Here is a 16,635-nt window from a genome sequence, read left to right on the forward strand (position 1 = left end):
GGCTTTTTTCATGGAAAGAATGGCTCGCTGCATGAGTACCGCTTACGAAGGAAGGAAAAGTTTCCTTTAAAAAAAGCCAAAGCCGACGAGTCACCTTGAAACTCAGCTCAAGAGCAGTTATAATGGGAAAGAATTTTTTTAGAGAAAGGGTCCTATCATTGATCTATTTTGACAACAGTGCAACAACCGCTATTTATCCACAAGCTTTAAATACATATGTCCAAGTCAGTCAGCGAATTATCGGCAATCCCTCAAGCCTGCATGATTTAGGAAATCAAGCCAATCGTCTGCTGCAGCAATCTCGTCAGCAGATCGCCGATCTGTTAAACGTTTCTTCCAAAGAGATCGCATTTACCAGTGGGGGGACTGAAGGAGACAACTGGGTCATCAAAGGGACTGCTTTAGCGAAAAAAGCCTATGGGAATCACCTGATTATTTCCAGTATTGAACACCCTGCCGTCAGTGAAACAGCGGCTCAATTAGCCGAGTTAGGGTTTGAGGTCAGTGTTGTGCCTGTCGATGCCCAAGGCTTTGTCAACGTGTCTGAATTAGCAAACCTGATTCGCAAAGAAACGATTTTGGTTTCGGTGATGGCGGTCAATAATGAGGTAGGGTCGATCCAACCGATCCATGAGATCGCAGCTGTGCTAGCGGACCATCCAACGATCCATTTCCATGTAGATGCCGTCCAAGCCATCACAAAGGTGCCGCAAGAACAATGGTTCAATGAGCGGGTCGATTTTGCCGTGTTCTCTGCGCATAAATTTCATGGACCTCGTGGCGCAGGCTTTATCTATTGGAAACAAGGCCGTAAGCTGGCGCCATTGATGACCGGCGGTGGGCAAGAGCAAAACCAGCGGAGCGGCACCGAAAATGTACCAGCAATCGTTGCTATGGCAAAAGCCCTACGTTTAGCGACAGAACAAAAGGCTGAAAAGCCGAACCATGTTCAATCATTAAAAGGCTATTTGCAAGAAGCACTGGCTGGGTACGAGAAAGTTACGCTTTTTTCTGGCACAGAAGGGTTTGCGCCGCACATACTTTGTTTTTCATTAAAAGGGATCCGAGGAGAAGTCTTAGTCCATGCCTTTGAAGAAAAGCAGATCTATCTTTCGACGACGAGTGCTTGTTCCTCCCGTAAAAAGATGGCCAGCAGTACGCTTCATGCGATGCACGTTCCAGAACAGTTAGCAACATCGGCTGTTCGTATCAGTTTAGATGAGAGCAATACAATGGCAGAAGTCGAGCAGTTTCTGATCGTCTTCCACCAGTTGTACCAAAAATTTTCGAAAATCAATTAAGCACGACAGACCACTATAAAATCAATCCAAATCAAAGGAGTTTTCTCGTGAATTATTCAGAAATCATGGTTCGTTATGGCGAACTGTCAACAAAGGGCAAAAATCGTCGTAGTTTTATTATGCAATTAGCTTCAAACGTCAAACGTACCTTAGCAGATTATCCCCATGTCAAAGTTCATGCTGAGCGAGATCGCATGCACTTGCTATTGAACGGTGAAAACAGCCAAGAGATCATTCCTAAGCTGCAAAAAGTCTTTGGGATTCAAAACTTTTCCCCCAGCATTCGGGTCGAAAAAGATATCGAAGTATTAAAGAAAGCCGTTCAAGACGTCATGGCAGAGATCTATACGGGCGTTGAGACCTTCAAAATCACAGCCAAGCGCAGTGATCATTCGTTTGTGCAAGATAGCAACCAGTTGAATTTGACCTTAGGTAATGCGGTGATCGACCGTTTTCCTGATATCAAAGTCCAAATGAAAAAACCAGACATCAATTTGCGTGTAGAAATACGGATCGATGGCGCTTATTTGTCTTATGAAACGATCCAAGGAGCCGCTGGGCTGCCAGTGGGCACCAGCGGAAAGGGAATGTTGATGCTTTCTGGCGGTATTGATTCGCCAGTTGCAGGCTACTTTGCCATGAAACGCGGCGTTGAGATCGAAGCGGTCCATTTCGCAAGTCCTCCTTATACGAGTGAACAAGCGTTGCAAAAAGCCAAAGATTTAACGAAGAAGCTTGCGCCTTATGTGGGAAGCATCCAGTTTATCGAAGTTCCGTTTACAGAAATCCAAGAAGAAATCAAAAATCGTGTGCCACAAGGCTATTGGATGACCATCACCCGTCGGATGATGCTGCGTTTGACGGATGCGATTCGGGAAGCTCGTCATGGCTTGATCATCTTAAATGGTGAATCATTAGGACAAGTGGCTTCACAAACTTTGCATAGCATGGTCGCCATAAATGAAGTAACCAATACGCCGATCGTGCGCCCAGTGGCAACGATGGACAAATTGGAAATCATTGAAGTTGCCGAAGCCATTGATACCTTTGAATTATCAGTTCAGCCATTTGAGGATTGCTGCACAATCTTTGCACCTCCTCAACCAAAGACGCGCCCAAGACTGGATAAGGTCCACCAATATGAAGAACGTCTCGATATCGAAGGGATGATGGAACGTGCGATGGCTGGGTTGAAACTGGAAGCAATCACGGCAAATCAAGAAAAAGCAGCAACGGAATTCGCTGAATTTTTATAATAAAACCCCGATTTTAATGCTACGACCACAACTGTTTTTGAACATTTGTGGTCGTTTTTCATCGAGTGAGAGAGTTTGTGAATATTTTCTTGCTATTGAAAATGGAACATGCTACACTCAATATGTGAATCATTTAACAAGGAGGGTGGACAGGATGGAAGCATTAAGAGATAAAAAACTTCCGAAAGCGACGGCAAAACGTTTGCCAGCTTATTTACGACACTTAAAATTACTGGATGCCTCTGGTATTCAGCGAATCAAATCAAAAGAGTTTGCAGAAATCACGCAAGTTCCTTCAGCCACGATCCGCCGAGATTTTTCTCATCTAGGAGAATTGGGCAGAAGTGGCTATGGCTATGATGTTCCTTATCTGATTGAGGTATTGAGCTATATCTTAGAAACCAATGAAGAGAAAAAAATCGCCTTGATTGGTTATGGAAATTTAGGAAAAGCGTTAGCCAACAACAATTTTCGCAGAAATGAAAATCTTTCCGTGGTCGCGGTTTTTGACAATGATCCAGAAATGATTGGTCAGACCATTAGTGGGCGTTATGTCTATGGAATGGATCAATTGGCGGAAGTCGTAGCAGAAAAAGGGATCACCGTAGCGATTTCGACCGTTCCTAGTCGTTATTCGCAAATGGCGATCGATGCGATCGTGGATGCTGGGATCACAGCGATTTTAAATTTTGCCCCTGATCCCGTCATCGTGCCAAAAGACGTCAATATCCAATACATTGATTTGACGACAGAATTACAAACATTGATCTTTTTTGATACGACCTACTCGCAAAAATCGAAAGTCTGAGCAAATCCTTTTCGTTTTTTGACAATCTTTCTTATACTGGGAGAAAATGCTATAGGAGAGATGTTATGCAAGTTACACGCAAAGAAACGGTTTATGAGATGCCTGGCAACCAACCAAAAGTAGGGGATAAAGCAGCTGATTTTCGCTTGAAAAGTTTAGAGGACAAGGAATACACACTGACTGATTTTTTAGGAAAACCAACGATCATCAGCGTGGTTCCCGATATCGTGACACGCGTCTGTGCATTGCAGACCAAGCGTTTCAACCAAGAGGCAAGTCAATTGGATGACATCCATTTTGTCACGATCTCTAACAATACAAAAGAAGAACAAGCGCAATGGTGCGGCCAAGAAGGTGTCGACATGATCATGCTTCATGATCCGGCGAATACCTTCGGTGAGGCCTATCAAATCATGATCCCAGACTTCGGTCATTTTGCCCGAGCAATTTTCGTTTTAGACCGTGAAGGCGTGATCCAACACGTTGAGATCGTGCCTGAGATCTCCCACGAACCGGATTATCAAGCAGCCATTGATGCTGCGAAAACAAACCTCTGATTGACTTTCAAAAAAGTTCATTGTAGAATGTAGCAAGATGAAACAAGAATCTATGATAGCAAGACAATGTTCAAGAGGAGTATCAGTGACCCTGGCGGTCAAGAGAGAAGTCGGTCGGTGCAAGACTTCCCCAGACACTGAAAAGGTAGCTTGAAGGTCTTTGATCCGAACCACGGTTTGTTTCTTGCAGACAAAGCCGCACAGTAAGATCAAGCGCGTCGTGAACGTTACCTCACGTCAAAGTGGCAGAGCAATCTGCAATTTAGGTGGTACCGCGTATCAGCGCCCTAATGCCTCGGCATTAGGGCGCTTTTTGCTGTGAATCACTATGATTGGCTTGCGAAGCAAGACAGAATAGATGATGAACAGTACTAGGCGACCATAGGGAGCGTAGTAACCATACTAGGAATCACAATGATTGGCTTGCGATGCAAGACAGAATAGATGATGAACAGTACTAGGCGACCATAGGGAGCGTAGTAACCAAACTAGGAATCACATTGAGTGGCTTGCGGAGCAAGACAGAATAGATGATGAACAGTACAAGGAGTCATCAAAATTGGTTCACGAAGCGAGCCAGATCGTTTGCCAAAAGCCCTAAGACACAATAGCGGATCACGGAAGTGTGCCTTGACCTCTGTAAGCAACGTTTTTTTTACGAATAACAAGCGAGGCGTCAACAAACAGCTGATAATCATCTCTACCGACGCACTAATCCTGAACGATTCAAACATTGTCACGCTTTACCCAGCAACAGGCACAAAAAAACCACACCAACCATTACGCTTAAAAACGTAACTTTAGGAGGACCAACTATGACAGAAACTGAAAATCTATCCACCAAGTACAATCCCCAAGAAGTAGAAGCGGGGCGTTACCAAGATTGGTTAGAACATGACCGTTTTAAACCAAGCGGCAACAAAGAAGCAAAACCTTATTCTATCGTGATTCCACCACCAAACGTAACAGGAAAATTGCACTTAGGTCATGCCTGGGATACCACGTTACAAGACATCATCATTCGTCAAAAACGGATGCAAGGGTATGACACCTTATGGCTACCAGGTATGGACCATGCCGGGATCGCTACCCAAGCCAAAGTAGAAGAAAAGCTGCGGGAACAAGGGATTTCTCGCTATGACCTTGGTCGGGAAAAATTCGTTGAACAAGTATGGGATTGGAAAGAAGAATATGCCGGTCACATTCGGGAACAATGGGCGAAACTAGGTTTATCTCTAGACTATAGCCGTGAACGGTTTACGTTAGATGATGGATTATCCGAAGCAGTTCGCAAAGTTTTCGTGACGCTATATGAAAAAGGCTTGATCTATCGTGGCGAGTACATCATCAACTGGGATCCGCAAGCCCGCACGGCATTATCTGATATTGAAGTGATCCACAAAGACATCGAAGGTGCTTTTTACCATATGTCTTACGAATTAGCAGATGGCAGCGGTGTGGTGGAGATCGCAACGACTCGTCCAGAAACGATGCTGGGGGATACAGCAGTCGCGGTTCATCCAGAAGATGAACGTTATCAAGCATTGATCGGTAAAAAAGTGATCTTGCCTTTGGTCAATAAAGAGATCCCAATCATCGCAGATGAGTACGTGGACCAAGAATTTGGAACTGGGGTCGTAAAAATCACTCCTGCCCATGACCCGAATGACTTTGAGGTTGGTAACCGCCATGACCTACCACGGGTCAATGTCATGAATGATGACGGAACAATGAACGACTTAGCAGGTACTTATGCAGGCATGGATCGTTTTGCTGCTCGTAAGCAAATCGTGAAAGACTTAGAGGCGTTAGGTCGTCTGATCAAAATCGAAAAAATGGTCCATAGTGTAGGGCACTCAGAACGGACAGGCGTAGTAGTCGAACCTCGTTTGTCGACACAATGGTTCGTAAAAATGGAGCCATTAGCAAAACAAGCCATCGACAACCAAGAAACCGACGATGCGGTGGACTTTTATCCGCCACGTTTCAACCAAACATTCTTACGTTGGATGGAAAATGTCCATGACTGGGTGATCTCTCGTCAGTTGTGGTGGGGCCATCAAATCCCAGCTTGGTACCACAAAGAAACGGGAGAAATGTATGTAGGACTTGAAGCGCCAGCGGATGCCGAAAATTGGCAGCAAGATCCAGACGTATTGGATACCTGGTTTAGTTCTGCTTTATGGCCGTTTTCAACAATGGGATGGCCAGATGAAAACAATGAAGATTTCCAACGCTACTTCCCAACCAATACATTAGTGACTGGCTATGACATTATCGCATTTTGGGTAAGCCGTATGATCTTCCAAAGCTTGGAATTTACTGGCAAACGACCATTTGAAAATGTCTTGATCCACGGATTAATCCGTGATGAACAAGGTCGCAAAATGAGTAAGTCGCTTGGAAACGGGATCGATCCGATGGAAGTCATTGAACAATACGGTGCCGATGCATTGCGTTGGTTCTTATCAAATGGCTCTGCACCGGGACAAGACGTGCGTTTCAGCTATGAAAAAATGGATGCCGCTTGGAACTTCATCAATAAAATTTGGAATGCTTCCCGTTTCGTCTTGATGAATGTCAGCGAAATGACTGCCGAAGACATTGATTTTTCTGGTGAAAAATCAGTGGCGGATCGTTGGATCTTGACGCGCTTGAATGAAACGATTGAAAAAGTCACTGACCTTTTTGAACGCTTCGAATTTGGGGAAGCGGGTCGTCAATTATACAACTTTATCTGGGATGATTTCTGTGACTGGTACATTGAAATGTCGAAAGAAACCTTATACGGTGACAATGAAGCAGCGAAACAAGTCAATAAGAGCATCTTAGTCCATGTTCTTGATCAAATTTTACGCTTATTGCACCCAATCATGCCATTTGTTACAGAAGAAATCTGGAGCAAACTGCCGCATACAGGGGAATCATTAGTTGTTGCTGAGTATCCACAAGTGGCACCAGAATGGACCGATGAAAAAGCGGCGCAAGGGATGGAAGTGTTGAAAGAATTGATTCGTTCGGTTCGAAACATCCGTGCAGAAGTAAACACACCACTTTCGAAACCAATCACTTTGCTGATCCAAGCAAATGAGCCTGAGATCGAAGAATTCTTGATCGCCAACAAAAACTATATCGAACGCTTCTGTAATCCAGAAGAACTAGAAATCTCTAACAGCTTACAAGCCCCTGAATTGGCGATGTCAGCCATCCTATCAGGTGCGACGATCTACTTGCCGTTAGCTGGGTTGATCAACATTGAAGAAGAAATCGCGCGTTTGGAGAAAGAACTAGCGAAGTTCACCCAAGAAGTTCAACGGGTACAAGGCAAACTGGCGAATGAACGCTTCGTTGCCAATGCACCAGAGGAAGTTGTAGCACAAGAACGCAGCAAAGAAGCCGATTATCTTGAAAAACAAAAAGCAGTCCAAGAACGGATCGAGCAATTGCGCACGATTCAATAGGAAGCGTCGACTGTCTGCAAACAAGCATCTCTTGTAGATGCTTGTTTTTGCGTAATCAATAGAAACCGTCAAACAAATTTCTCGTTTAAAGGAAAGAAATTGGGAAAGCTGTGTGATTTTTGATAAAATAAGAGCGAGGTGAAGGAGATGACAAGCGAAGAAGCAACAGCGTGGATCCATTCGCGTTTGGCATTTGGGCAAAGACCCGGATTGATGCGTGTCGAAGCATTATTAAAACGAATGGGCAATCCTGAAAAAAACATAACCATGATCCATATCGCCGGCACGAATGGCAAAGGATCAACCGTCAGCTATTTGCGCAGTCTTTTAGAAGAAGCTGGGCAGCAAGTGGGGACTTTTACTTCCCCGCACATTGAAGCGTTCAATGAACGGATCGAAATCAATGGACAATTTATATCAGATGAGGATTTGGTCGCTTGGGTGGAGAAAATCCAGCCGCTGGTTGCTGAAATCGATCGTGATGAAACCTTGACGGGCATCACTCAGTTTGAGATCATTACTGCCATGGCATTAGGCTATTTTGAAGAAAAAAACGTCGATGTTGCGATAATGGAAGTTGGCCTAGGGGGACTTTTAGATAGTACCAACGTTATTTCCCCGATGTTGACAGCGATCACGACGATCGGCATGGATCATATGGATGTCTTAGGCGATACCATTGAAAAAATCGCTGCCCATAAGGCGGGGATCATTAAACCACAAATTCCCCTTGTGACTGGCAATATCGTTGAAAGTGCGCTTTCGGTGATCGATTTGAAAGCTGCAGAAGCACAGGCACCTGCGTATCATGCAGGGCAAGAGTACCGTGTGACCTATCGTCATCCTGATGAAGAGTGGGGCGAATTGTTTGATTTTGAAAATGAGCATGGCAAAATCAAAGGCTTGAAAACACCGATGTTAGGCCGCCATCAACCAGAAAATGCCGGTGTTGCGATCCAATTGTACAGTCTGTATTGCGACCTACGGCAGCTGCCATTTTCAGCTAAAGAAATTCGCAATGGGCTAAGAAAAGCCTATTGGCCCGCCCGAATGGAACGAATCAGCAGTGAACCACTGGTGATCATCGATGGCGCCCATAACGTGCATGCCATGGCTCGCTTGGTGGATACGATGAAAGAAGAGTTCAGCGACTATCGCATCCATGTGCTGTTCTCAGCCTTAGAAACCAAAAACGTCAATGAGATGCTTCAGCAATTGCTGGCAATTCCGCAAGCCGAGATTTATTTAACGACCTTTGATTTCCCAAAAGCATTGCATTTAGCAGACGGCTATCAGGAACTCGATGAAAAACGAATCTCAACCGTCTCTTTATGGCAGTTTGGCTTGGCAGAATTATTAGAAAAAATGACCAATGAAGATTTGCTGCTGGTGACAGGATCGTTGTATTTTGTTTCAGAAGTTCGTGAATTGTTGTTGGCAATAGGAGGAAGAAATGGCTAAGTTACGTGGTGTGATTTTCGATATGGACGGCTTGATTTTTGACACGGAGCTGCTCTATTACCAGGCTACTCAAATCGTGGCGGATCAAATGGGGATTCCCTATACAAAAGAGTTGTATTTAGCTTATGTGGGGGTCTCGGATGAAGAAGTCTGGGCAGCTTACCATGAGCGGTTCGACGAAGCCTTTGGCCATCAAATGATCGAAGACTTTATCCAAGCGGCTTTTCATCAAACGCTGGAAATGTTCCAACGGGGCGAGGCTGAATTGAAGCCAGGTATCCACGAGTTATTGCATTATCTTGATGAGAAAAAGATTCCCCGAGTGTTGGCGTCTAGCAACCAGCGCAAAGTGATCGATACCTTGCTGGAAGCCGCAGGCTTAAAGGCGGAATTTCCTGAGATCGTCTGCTTTGATGATGTCACACGGGCAAAACCAGATCCTGAGATTTTTGAAAAAGCCCATGCATTACTGGCGGTACCAAAAGAAGAATTGGTAATTCTTGAAGATTCGGCTAACGGTATTCATGCTGCTCATGGGGCAGGGATCTCAGTCATTATGATTCCTGATTTGATCGCGCCGACGACTATCATTGAAGAAAAAGTCTTGAAAGTCTTACCATCACTAGAGGATGTCCCAGATTTTCTAGAAACCGCCTTTTCAATCTAACTGTGATTTTTTGCGCACCTGATTCATGAAATACTCTCTCCTTTGCGTATCTTTTATTAGACCGACGCAAAGGAGTTTTTTTATGATCAATGAAACAATGATTCCCCAAAGTTCGTTTCCCCGAGAGCGTTTAGTAGAATATGGAGTCGATGCCCTTTCGAATCAAGAATTATTGGCCATTTTGCTGCGAACTGGCTCACGTCCTCTGAATGTCCTCGAGTTAGCGGCCAGTGTCTTGAATCGTTTTCAAGAATTGTATGAATTAAAGCAAGCGACGATCGATGAATTACAAGAAATTCGCGGCGTCGGACAAATCAAAGCCATCGAGATCAAAGCGATGGTTGAATTAGGTGTGCGAATCCAGCGCTCCGCTCAACCAAAGTACGGTAAGGTCAACTCTAGTATGGCGATCGCCCATCAGTTGATCCAAGAGTTGAAGGATTGTCGTCAAGAGCATTTACTAGGGCTTTATTTGAATACGAAAAATGAGATCATTCAGAAAAAAACGATCTTCATCGGATCGTTGAATCAGTCGATCGCTCACCCACGGGAGATTTTTCATTGGGCGGTACGTTACAGTGCCGCCCGAGTGATTGTCGTCCACAACCATCCCAGCGGCAGTCCCCAAGCCTCAGAGGCAGATCTGCTGTTTACACGCCGCTTGATCAAGTGCGGAGACTTGATGGGGATCGACATACTGGATCATTTGATCATTGGCGACAATGCCTATGTCAGTTTGCGAGAAGAGGGGCTGTGGCAACAGGAAGACGTGTGAAAATAAGCCGAGTTTGCGAACATTATTAAAAATAAAGGTGAATTGTCTAATCGTCTGTCTTGCAAAAAAATACGGGCAAGTGTAAAATATTATTGTAATTTTGTTTGCTGAATAGATGTTGAAACGCACGTTAGGCCTCTATCGCACAAAGGCAATGTTACACACAATTAAGTGCTTATGCACGAGGAGGTTTTTTTTAATGGAACAAGGTACAGTAAAATGGTTCAATGCTGAAAAAGGGTTTGGTTTTATCTCTCGCGAAGACGGTACAGACGTATTTGTACACTTTTCAGCGATCCAAGGTGAAGGATTCAAAACTTTAGAAGAAGGTCAAGCAGTAACTTTCGACGTGGAAGATTCTGATCGTGGACCTCAAGCAGTTAACGTAAACAAAGCGTAAGCTTTCAAACAAACTGCCAGTAAGAGCACTTTGAAATCAAAAACCCCAAAAGACCATCGATTCGATGGTCTTTTTTTTGCTTTTTATAACGGAAAGGAAAAAGGGTAGTTCTCAGTAACCTGAGAACTACCCTCGCATGTGAGACTATAAATCGTCCGGCGTCATGATCATCGAAAGGATCATTGGATGACGCTCGGTTTTTTCAAATAGGAATGGCTGTAACGCCGAAGACATCGCTTCTCTTAATTTGTGTTCTGTTGGGTCTGGTTGGTTCAAGACTTCCCGCAATGCACGGAAGAGGATCTGCTGTGCTTCGTTGATCATCTCGCCAGATTCCCGCATATAAACAAACCCACGAGAAAGGATATCTGGTCCAGCAAGGACTTCTTTCTTCGCCACATCGACTGTCGCGACAGCTAAGACGAGGCCTTCCTCTGAAAGAATGCGACGATCTCGTAGGACGACATTTCCGATATCACCGATACCGCTGCCGTCGACATAAACATCATTGGCATTGAAATGACCAGCCAAGCGAGCGGTATCCGCTGTTAAGGCCAACATGTCACCATTTTCCATAATGAAACAATTTTCTTTTGGTACACCGACATCTTGTGCCAGCTGGGTGTGGATGTTCAGCATCCGAAATTCCCCGTGGACAGGCATAAAGAATTTTGGCTTCATTAGACGTAACATCAGTTTTTGTTCTTCTTGGCCACCGTGACCAGAAGTATGGATGTTGTTCAATTTGCCATGGATCACGTTTGCGCCAGCTTCCAACAACAAGTTGATCAGCTGATTGACACTCGTGGTATTTCCTGGGATTGGTGAGCTTGAGAAAATCACGGTATCATCTGGGTGAATTTGGATTTGACGGTGAGTCCCGTTGGCAATCCGACTTAAAGCAGCCATTGGCTCTCCTTGAGAACCCGTACAAAGGATCATGGTTTCGTTTGCAGGCAAACGATTGATCTCATGAGATTCCACAAAGGTTCCATCTGGCACCTTGATATAGCCAAGGCGCTGTCCGTTGACGATTGCATTTTCCATACTGCGTCCAAAAACGGCGATTTTACGTCCAGTCGCAACCGCCGCATCTGCAGCTTGTTGGAGACGGAAAATGTTGGAGGCAAAGCTGGCGAAAATGATCCGACCATCGATTTTTTCAAAAATCTTTTGGATCGAGCTGCCAATCGTTTTTTCTGATTTGGTAAAGGTCGGAATTTCTGCATTGGTACTATCGGAAAGGAGGCAAAGGACGCCTTCTTCACCAATTTTTGCCATTTTGTGCAAGTTTGCTGGTTCGCCCACAGGCGTAAAGTCAAACTTGAAATCGCCAGTTGCGACGATATTGCCAGAAGGCGTTTTGACAACGACACCTAAAGCATCAGGGATACTGTGAGTCGTTCTAAAGAAGCTGATGGATGTTTTACGGAAACGAATCACCGTATCTTCATTGATTTCGTGTAATTCCGCATCCCGCAATAAGCCATGCTCATCTAATTTGTTGGTGATCAAAGCAAGTGCCAAGGGTCCCGCATAGATCGGGATATTGGCTTCCCGCAACAAGTAAGGGATTCCGCCAATATGGTCTTCGTGACCATGAGTGACGATCAAGCCTTTGACTTTCGGTAAATTTTGAACGATGTAGCTATAATCGGAAATGACATAGTCGATCCCAAGCAGTTCATCTTCGGGGAATTTGATTCCCGCGTCAATTAAGATGATCTCATCTTGGAATTGAACCCCATAACAGTTTTTTCCGATTTCGCCAAGTCCACCGACGCCGAATACGCCAGTCTCATTATTTTTCAGCGAAACTTTCATCTTAAAACTCCGCTAATTTGAAATCAGCGTTTTCTTTTTCGTAAGCTAAATGTTTTTCATCTAGTTCTTGAACGAACTCGATGTTGTATGGGGTATTTTGTTCAACCAGACGGCGTGCGATCACTGCATCGTCTGCTTCAATGTACAAAGAGTGGGTTTGTTCTCTCTTTGGGTTGCGGTCTTTTGTTTCTTGGTAATAAATTTTGTAAATCATATCTTTTCTCCTTTATCTGCTTTTCGCAGTAGTCTATTTGGTTGATGAATTCGCTGCATCACAAAATCGAGGTCCGAATAAAGTGACCTGAAAAGAAGGCTTCGAGAGCCGCTGCATGCTTTTTTCAGACAATCGTTGTGAGAAAAAAGAGAAAGCCTCGTCTTTGCTTTCCAAATGTCGTCATAAAAAATTCACCGGGTTTGTAAGTCGTTCCACTACAAGTATCCCTATTTTATCACAGAAAAACGAATAAGTATAGAAACACGTCATTTTGAAAAGGCTTACTGAAAGAAAATGAAAGGACTATCGCTGAAGTTTGCTTTTTTTCGTTGAAAGTGCATTACAATAAGAATATTCCTATGCTATAGTAGAAGTAATGAAGTAAAAAAGGAGGGGATTTTTTGAAATTAATGTGGCACTACACGATGAGAAACAAGAAACTGCTGGTTTTTAATTTCATCTGTGTTTTTGGTTTTATTTTGATTGAATTAGGTTTGCCGACGTTATTGGCAAGAATGATCGACAAAGGGATCGCCGCTGGTGATCGCGACTACATATGGAAAATGGGTGCGGCGATGATCGCGATCACCATTGTGGGGATCACGATGAACATTTTGTTAGGCTATTTCACGTCACGTATCACCACTAACATTGTGGCAGATATTCGTGACGATCTTTTTGAAAAAGTCCAAGGCTATTCACATACCGAATATGAAAAAATCGGGGTTTCATCATTGATCACCCGTGTGACCAATGATGCGTATCAAATCATGCTGTTTATGCAAAGCATCTTACGGACAGGTTTGATGACACCCATGATGTTTGTGGTCAGCTTGTACATGGTCATGCGGACAAGTACACAACTAGGGTTGTATGTTTTGGGGGCATTGCCGATATTGCTGATGGCCGTCATCGCCATTGCCAAAATCTCGGAACCATTATCCACCAAACAACAAGCCAATCTAGATAAAATCAATGGCATCTTGCGGGAAAATCTCTCTGGTTTACGAGTGATCCGTGCCTTCGTCAATGAAAAATTTGAAGAAAAACGCTTTGGCAAAGTCAACCAAGCCTATGCTTCTAGTTCTCGCAGCTTGTTTCGCTTGATGGCAACGGCACAACCGGGCTTTTTCTTCTTGTTCAATATCGTGATGATCTTGATTATTTGGACGGGAAGTATTCAAATCGATCAAGGGCAACTGCAGGTCGGTGACTTGATTGCATTTATCGAATACATCTTCCATGCGCTGTTTTCTTTCATGCTGTTTGCGACTGTCTTTACGATGTATCCACGAGCGGCCGTTTCTGCTCGTCGAATCCAAGAAGCGTTAGATGCGACTTCTGAAATCAAAGAGCCAGAACAGCCAGTGACAGAAACTAAGACGAAAGGCTTCTTGGAATTCAAAAATGTTACCTTTGCTTATCCAGGACATGCTCAAAGTCCAGTGATCCGTAATGTTAGCTTTACCGCTTCACCAGGGGAAACCGTGGCGTTTATCGGTAGTACTGGAAGTGGAAAATCAACCTTGATCCAATTGATCCCACGTTTTTACGACGTCAGTGAAGGCCAAGTCTTGGTGGATGGTGTTGACGTTCGGGATTACAGCTTAACGACGTTGCGCAACAAGATCGGGTTTATCCCTCAAAAAGCGTTGCTATTTACAGGGACGATCGCAGAAAACCTACGCTATGGCAAAGAAGATGCCACGCAAGCAGAGCTGGAACGAGCAGCCGAGATTGCGCAAGCGGCAGATTTCATTTCTCGCACACCAGATGGCTTTGATGCTCACTTGGCAGAAGGCGGAACCAACTTCTCTGGCGGACAAAAACAACGCCTAGCGATTGCCCGTGCGGTGATCCGCCAACCAGAGATCTATATTTTTGATGATAGTTTTTCTGCATTGGATTACCAAACGGATGCAAAATTGCGGGCACGCTTGAAAAAAGAAACCACAGAATCGACCGTTTTGATCGTTGCTCAACGAGTAGGAACGATCATGAATGCCGATAAGATCGTCGTCTTGAACGAAGGCGATGTGGTTGGCATCGGCACCCACAAAGAACTGCTGCAAACTTGTCCAGTATACTACGACATTGCGGCGTCACAATTATCAGAGGAGGAGTTGGCACAATGAAAGCAATCTCTTCTTTAAAACGGTTAGGTGCTTACATCAAACCGTACAAAGTACAATTTATCCTAGTCTTGTTGTTTACTGTTGCAACCGTCGGCTTCAATGCGGCAATGCCGTATGTTTCTGGATTACCGACGACAGAGATCAGCCGCAACATCGCCGCTGGCGAAGGCGTTAATTTTGATTACGTGATCCTTTGCTTGATCTGGATCGCAGTCGTCGGTGTCGGTTACTGTTTCTCACAATTGATGTCAGGGTTGCTGATCACCAACGTTGTCCAATCTGCGATGCGAGATTTGCGGCAAGATATTGAAGAAAAAATCAATCGTTTGCCCGTTTCTTACTTCGACCGCAACCAACAAGGGAATATCTTGTCACGGGTGACCAATGACGTGGATGCCGTCAGCGGTGCAATGCAGCAAGCCTTGATCGGGATCGTCAATGCCTTCTTAGGAATCGTTATGGCGGTTTCCATGATGTTTTACATTAATACCTACATGGCGTTGGTTTCATTGATCATGATCCCAGCCTCCTTATTGATTTCTCGCACGATCGTCAAAAAGTCGCAAAAAGACTTCCAAGGCATGCAAAATGCGTTAGGGGATCTGAACGGCTACGTACAAGAAAACATGACTGGATTCAGTGTGTTGAAAGTGTATGGACGGGAAAAGCAAACACTTGAAGGGTTTAAAAACGTTAACCACCAGTTGCGCTATTACGGCTTTCGTTCTGCCTTTGTGTCAGGATTGATGATGCCGCTGGTGCAAATGACCGCTTACTTTACCTATATCGCAATGGCAGTCATGGGGAGCTTTTATGTGATCAGCGGCGTAATCGTTGTTGGTCAGCTGCAAGCATTCATTCAATACATTTGGCAAGTCAGTCAGCCAATGGGGAATATTACCCAGCTGTCTTCCGTCTTGCAAAGTGCCTCAGCAGCAGCAAAACGGGTCTTTGAAATCCTAGATGAGGAAGAAGAGCCAGTTAATCAAACGGATATCCAATTGCCAGAAAAAATCAGAGGCGACGTGACCTTTGAACATGTCGGCTTTGCCTATGATCCGAAAAAACCGTTGATCAAAGACTTGAACTTTGAAGTCAAAGCTGGACAAACCGTGGCGATCGTGGGACCAACAGGTGCTGGGAAAACCACCTTGATCAATTTGTTGATGCGTTTTTATGATGTCAATGAAGGGGCGATCAAGATCGACGGCATCGACACAAAGAAAATGGAACGTCATGATGTTCGGTCACTGTTTGGGATGGTCTTACAAGATGCATGGTTGTACGAAGGCACGATCGGCGACAACATTCGCTTTGGGAAATTAGATGCCACCGATTATGAAGTCGTTGATGCTGCGAAAACCGCCAACGTCGATCACTTCATTCGCACGATGCCAGACGGCTACGAAATGATCATCAATTCTGAAGGGGACAATGTCTCCTTGGGGCAAAAACAATTGTTGACCATCGCTCGGGCAGTCATCTCTGATCCGAAGATTTTGATTCTCGATGAAGCCACCAGTTCGGTGGATACCCGCTTAGAAGCGCTGATTCAAAAAGCAATGGATAAAGTGATGGAAGGTCGTACCAGCTTTGTGATCGCCCATCGTTTGTCAACGATTCGTGAAGCAGATCTGATCTTAGTGATGGATCAAGGGTCGATCATTGAAAAAGGCAATCACGAGACCTTGTTGGCAGCTGGCGGCTTTTATAGCCAACTGTACCAAAGTCAATTTTCAGAAGAAGCCGAGTAAACCCAAAAGAGCGTCCAGTCTG

The 16,635-nt window shown here is 44.5% G+C and carries 13 protein-coding genes and 1 other annotated feature; of the genes, 11 read left to right on the forward strand and 2 right to left on the reverse strand.

The features are described 5' to 3' along the window. The first annotated feature begins 158 nt into the window (after positions 1-158). From IGI69_RS03125 to IGI69_RS03165, 9 genes are all read left to right on the forward strand, one after another. A complete protein-coding gene (locus IGI69_RS03125; protein WP_034695677.1) occupies positions 159-1,301 on the forward strand; it encodes a cysteine desulfurase family protein in 1,143 nt (380 codons plus the stop codon). A gap of 47 nt (positions 1,302-1,348) precedes the next feature. Beyond that, a complete protein-coding gene (gene thiI / locus IGI69_RS03130; protein WP_005225147.1) occupies positions 1,349-2,557 on the forward strand; it encodes a tRNA uracil 4-sulfurtransferase ThiI in 1,209 nt (402 codons plus the stop codon). Positions 2,558-2,711: 154 nt separating this feature from the next. After that, on the forward strand, positions 2,712-3,365 hold the full coding sequence (locus IGI69_RS03135; protein ID WP_005225148.1) for a redox-sensing transcriptional repressor Rex: 654 nt from the start codon (positions 2,712-2,714) through the stop codon (positions 3,363-3,365). A gap of 65 nt (positions 3,366-3,430) precedes the next feature. Further along, the gene (gene tpx, locus IGI69_RS03140; protein ID WP_438739706.1) at positions 3,431-3,922 is read left to right on the forward strand and encodes a thiol peroxidase; all 492 of its coding nucleotides are present in this window, start codon (positions 3,431-3,433) and stop codon (positions 3,920-3,922) included. Between the two features lie 57 nt (positions 3,923-3,979). Further along, positions 3,980-4,215, forward strand: a binding site (T-box leader). A gap of 522 nt (positions 4,216-4,737) precedes the next feature. Continuing rightward, a complete protein-coding gene (locus tag IGI69_RS03145) occupies positions 4,738-7,383 on the forward strand; it encodes a valine--tRNA ligase (protein ID WP_016611927.1) in 2,646 nt (881 codons plus the stop codon). 147 nt (positions 7,384-7,530) lie between these two features. After that, positions 7,531-8,844 carry a bifunctional folylpolyglutamate synthase/dihydrofolate synthase gene (locus IGI69_RS03150; protein WP_015509046.1) on the forward strand — a complete coding sequence of 438 codons (1,314 nt, stop codon included), beginning with the start codon at positions 7,531-7,533 and terminating at the stop codon, positions 8,842-8,844. Beyond that, the gene (locus tag IGI69_RS03155) at positions 8,837-9,511 is read left to right on the forward strand and encodes an HAD family hydrolase (protein ID WP_121259944.1); all 675 of its coding nucleotides are present in this window, start codon (positions 8,837-8,839) and stop codon (positions 9,509-9,511) included. Before IGI69_RS03150 ends, IGI69_RS03155 begins: the two co-directional genes overlap by 8 nt. Before the next feature lie 82 nt (positions 9,512-9,593). After that, entirely contained in the window at positions 9,594-10,286 is a 693-nt protein-coding gene (gene radC / locus IGI69_RS03160) for a RadC family protein (protein ID WP_010747461.1), read from the forward strand. A gap of 199 nt (positions 10,287-10,485) precedes the next feature. Next, positions 10,486-10,686: a cold-shock protein gene (locus IGI69_RS03165; protein WP_005225155.1), complete on the forward strand. Its 201-nt coding sequence runs from the start codon at positions 10,486-10,488 to the stop codon at positions 10,684-10,686. Positions 10,687-10,830: 144 nt separating this feature from the next. Here the strand turns inward: IGI69_RS03165 and rnjA are convergent, their stop codons facing one another. Both rnjA and IGI69_RS03175 read right to left on the reverse strand, forming a co-directional pair. After that, positions 10,831-12,510: a ribonuclease J1 gene (rnjA, locus tag IGI69_RS03170; RefSeq protein ID WP_005225156.1), complete on the reverse strand. Its 1,680-nt coding sequence runs from the start codon at positions 12,508-12,510 to the stop codon at positions 10,831-10,833. Between the two features lies 1 nt (position 12,511). Then, entirely contained in the window at positions 12,512-12,724 is a 213-nt protein-coding gene (locus IGI69_RS03175; RefSeq protein ID WP_005225157.1) for a DNA-directed RNA polymerase subunit epsilon, read from the reverse strand. Between the two features lie 401 nt (positions 12,725-13,125). Between IGI69_RS03175 and IGI69_RS03180 the strand changes: the two genes are divergently transcribed. Both IGI69_RS03180 and IGI69_RS03185 read left to right on the forward strand, forming a co-directional pair. Then, positions 13,126-14,859 carry an ABC transporter ATP-binding protein gene (locus IGI69_RS03180; protein ID WP_010747462.1) on the forward strand — a complete coding sequence of 578 codons (1,734 nt, stop codon included), beginning with the start codon at positions 13,126-13,128 and terminating at the stop codon, positions 14,857-14,859. Next, positions 14,856-16,613, forward strand: a complete 1,758-nt coding sequence (locus IGI69_RS03185; protein WP_010747463.1) for an ABC transporter ATP-binding protein — start codon at positions 14,856-14,858, stop codon at positions 16,611-16,613. Before IGI69_RS03180 ends, IGI69_RS03185 begins: the two co-directional genes overlap by 4 nt. Positions 16,614-16,635 lie beyond the last annotated feature (22 nt).

Source organism: Enterococcus sp. DIV1083b (genome assembly GCF_051713705.1).
GTDB lineage: Bacteria > Bacillota > Bacilli > Lactobacillales > Enterococcaceae > Enterococcus_D > Enterococcus_D casseliflavus.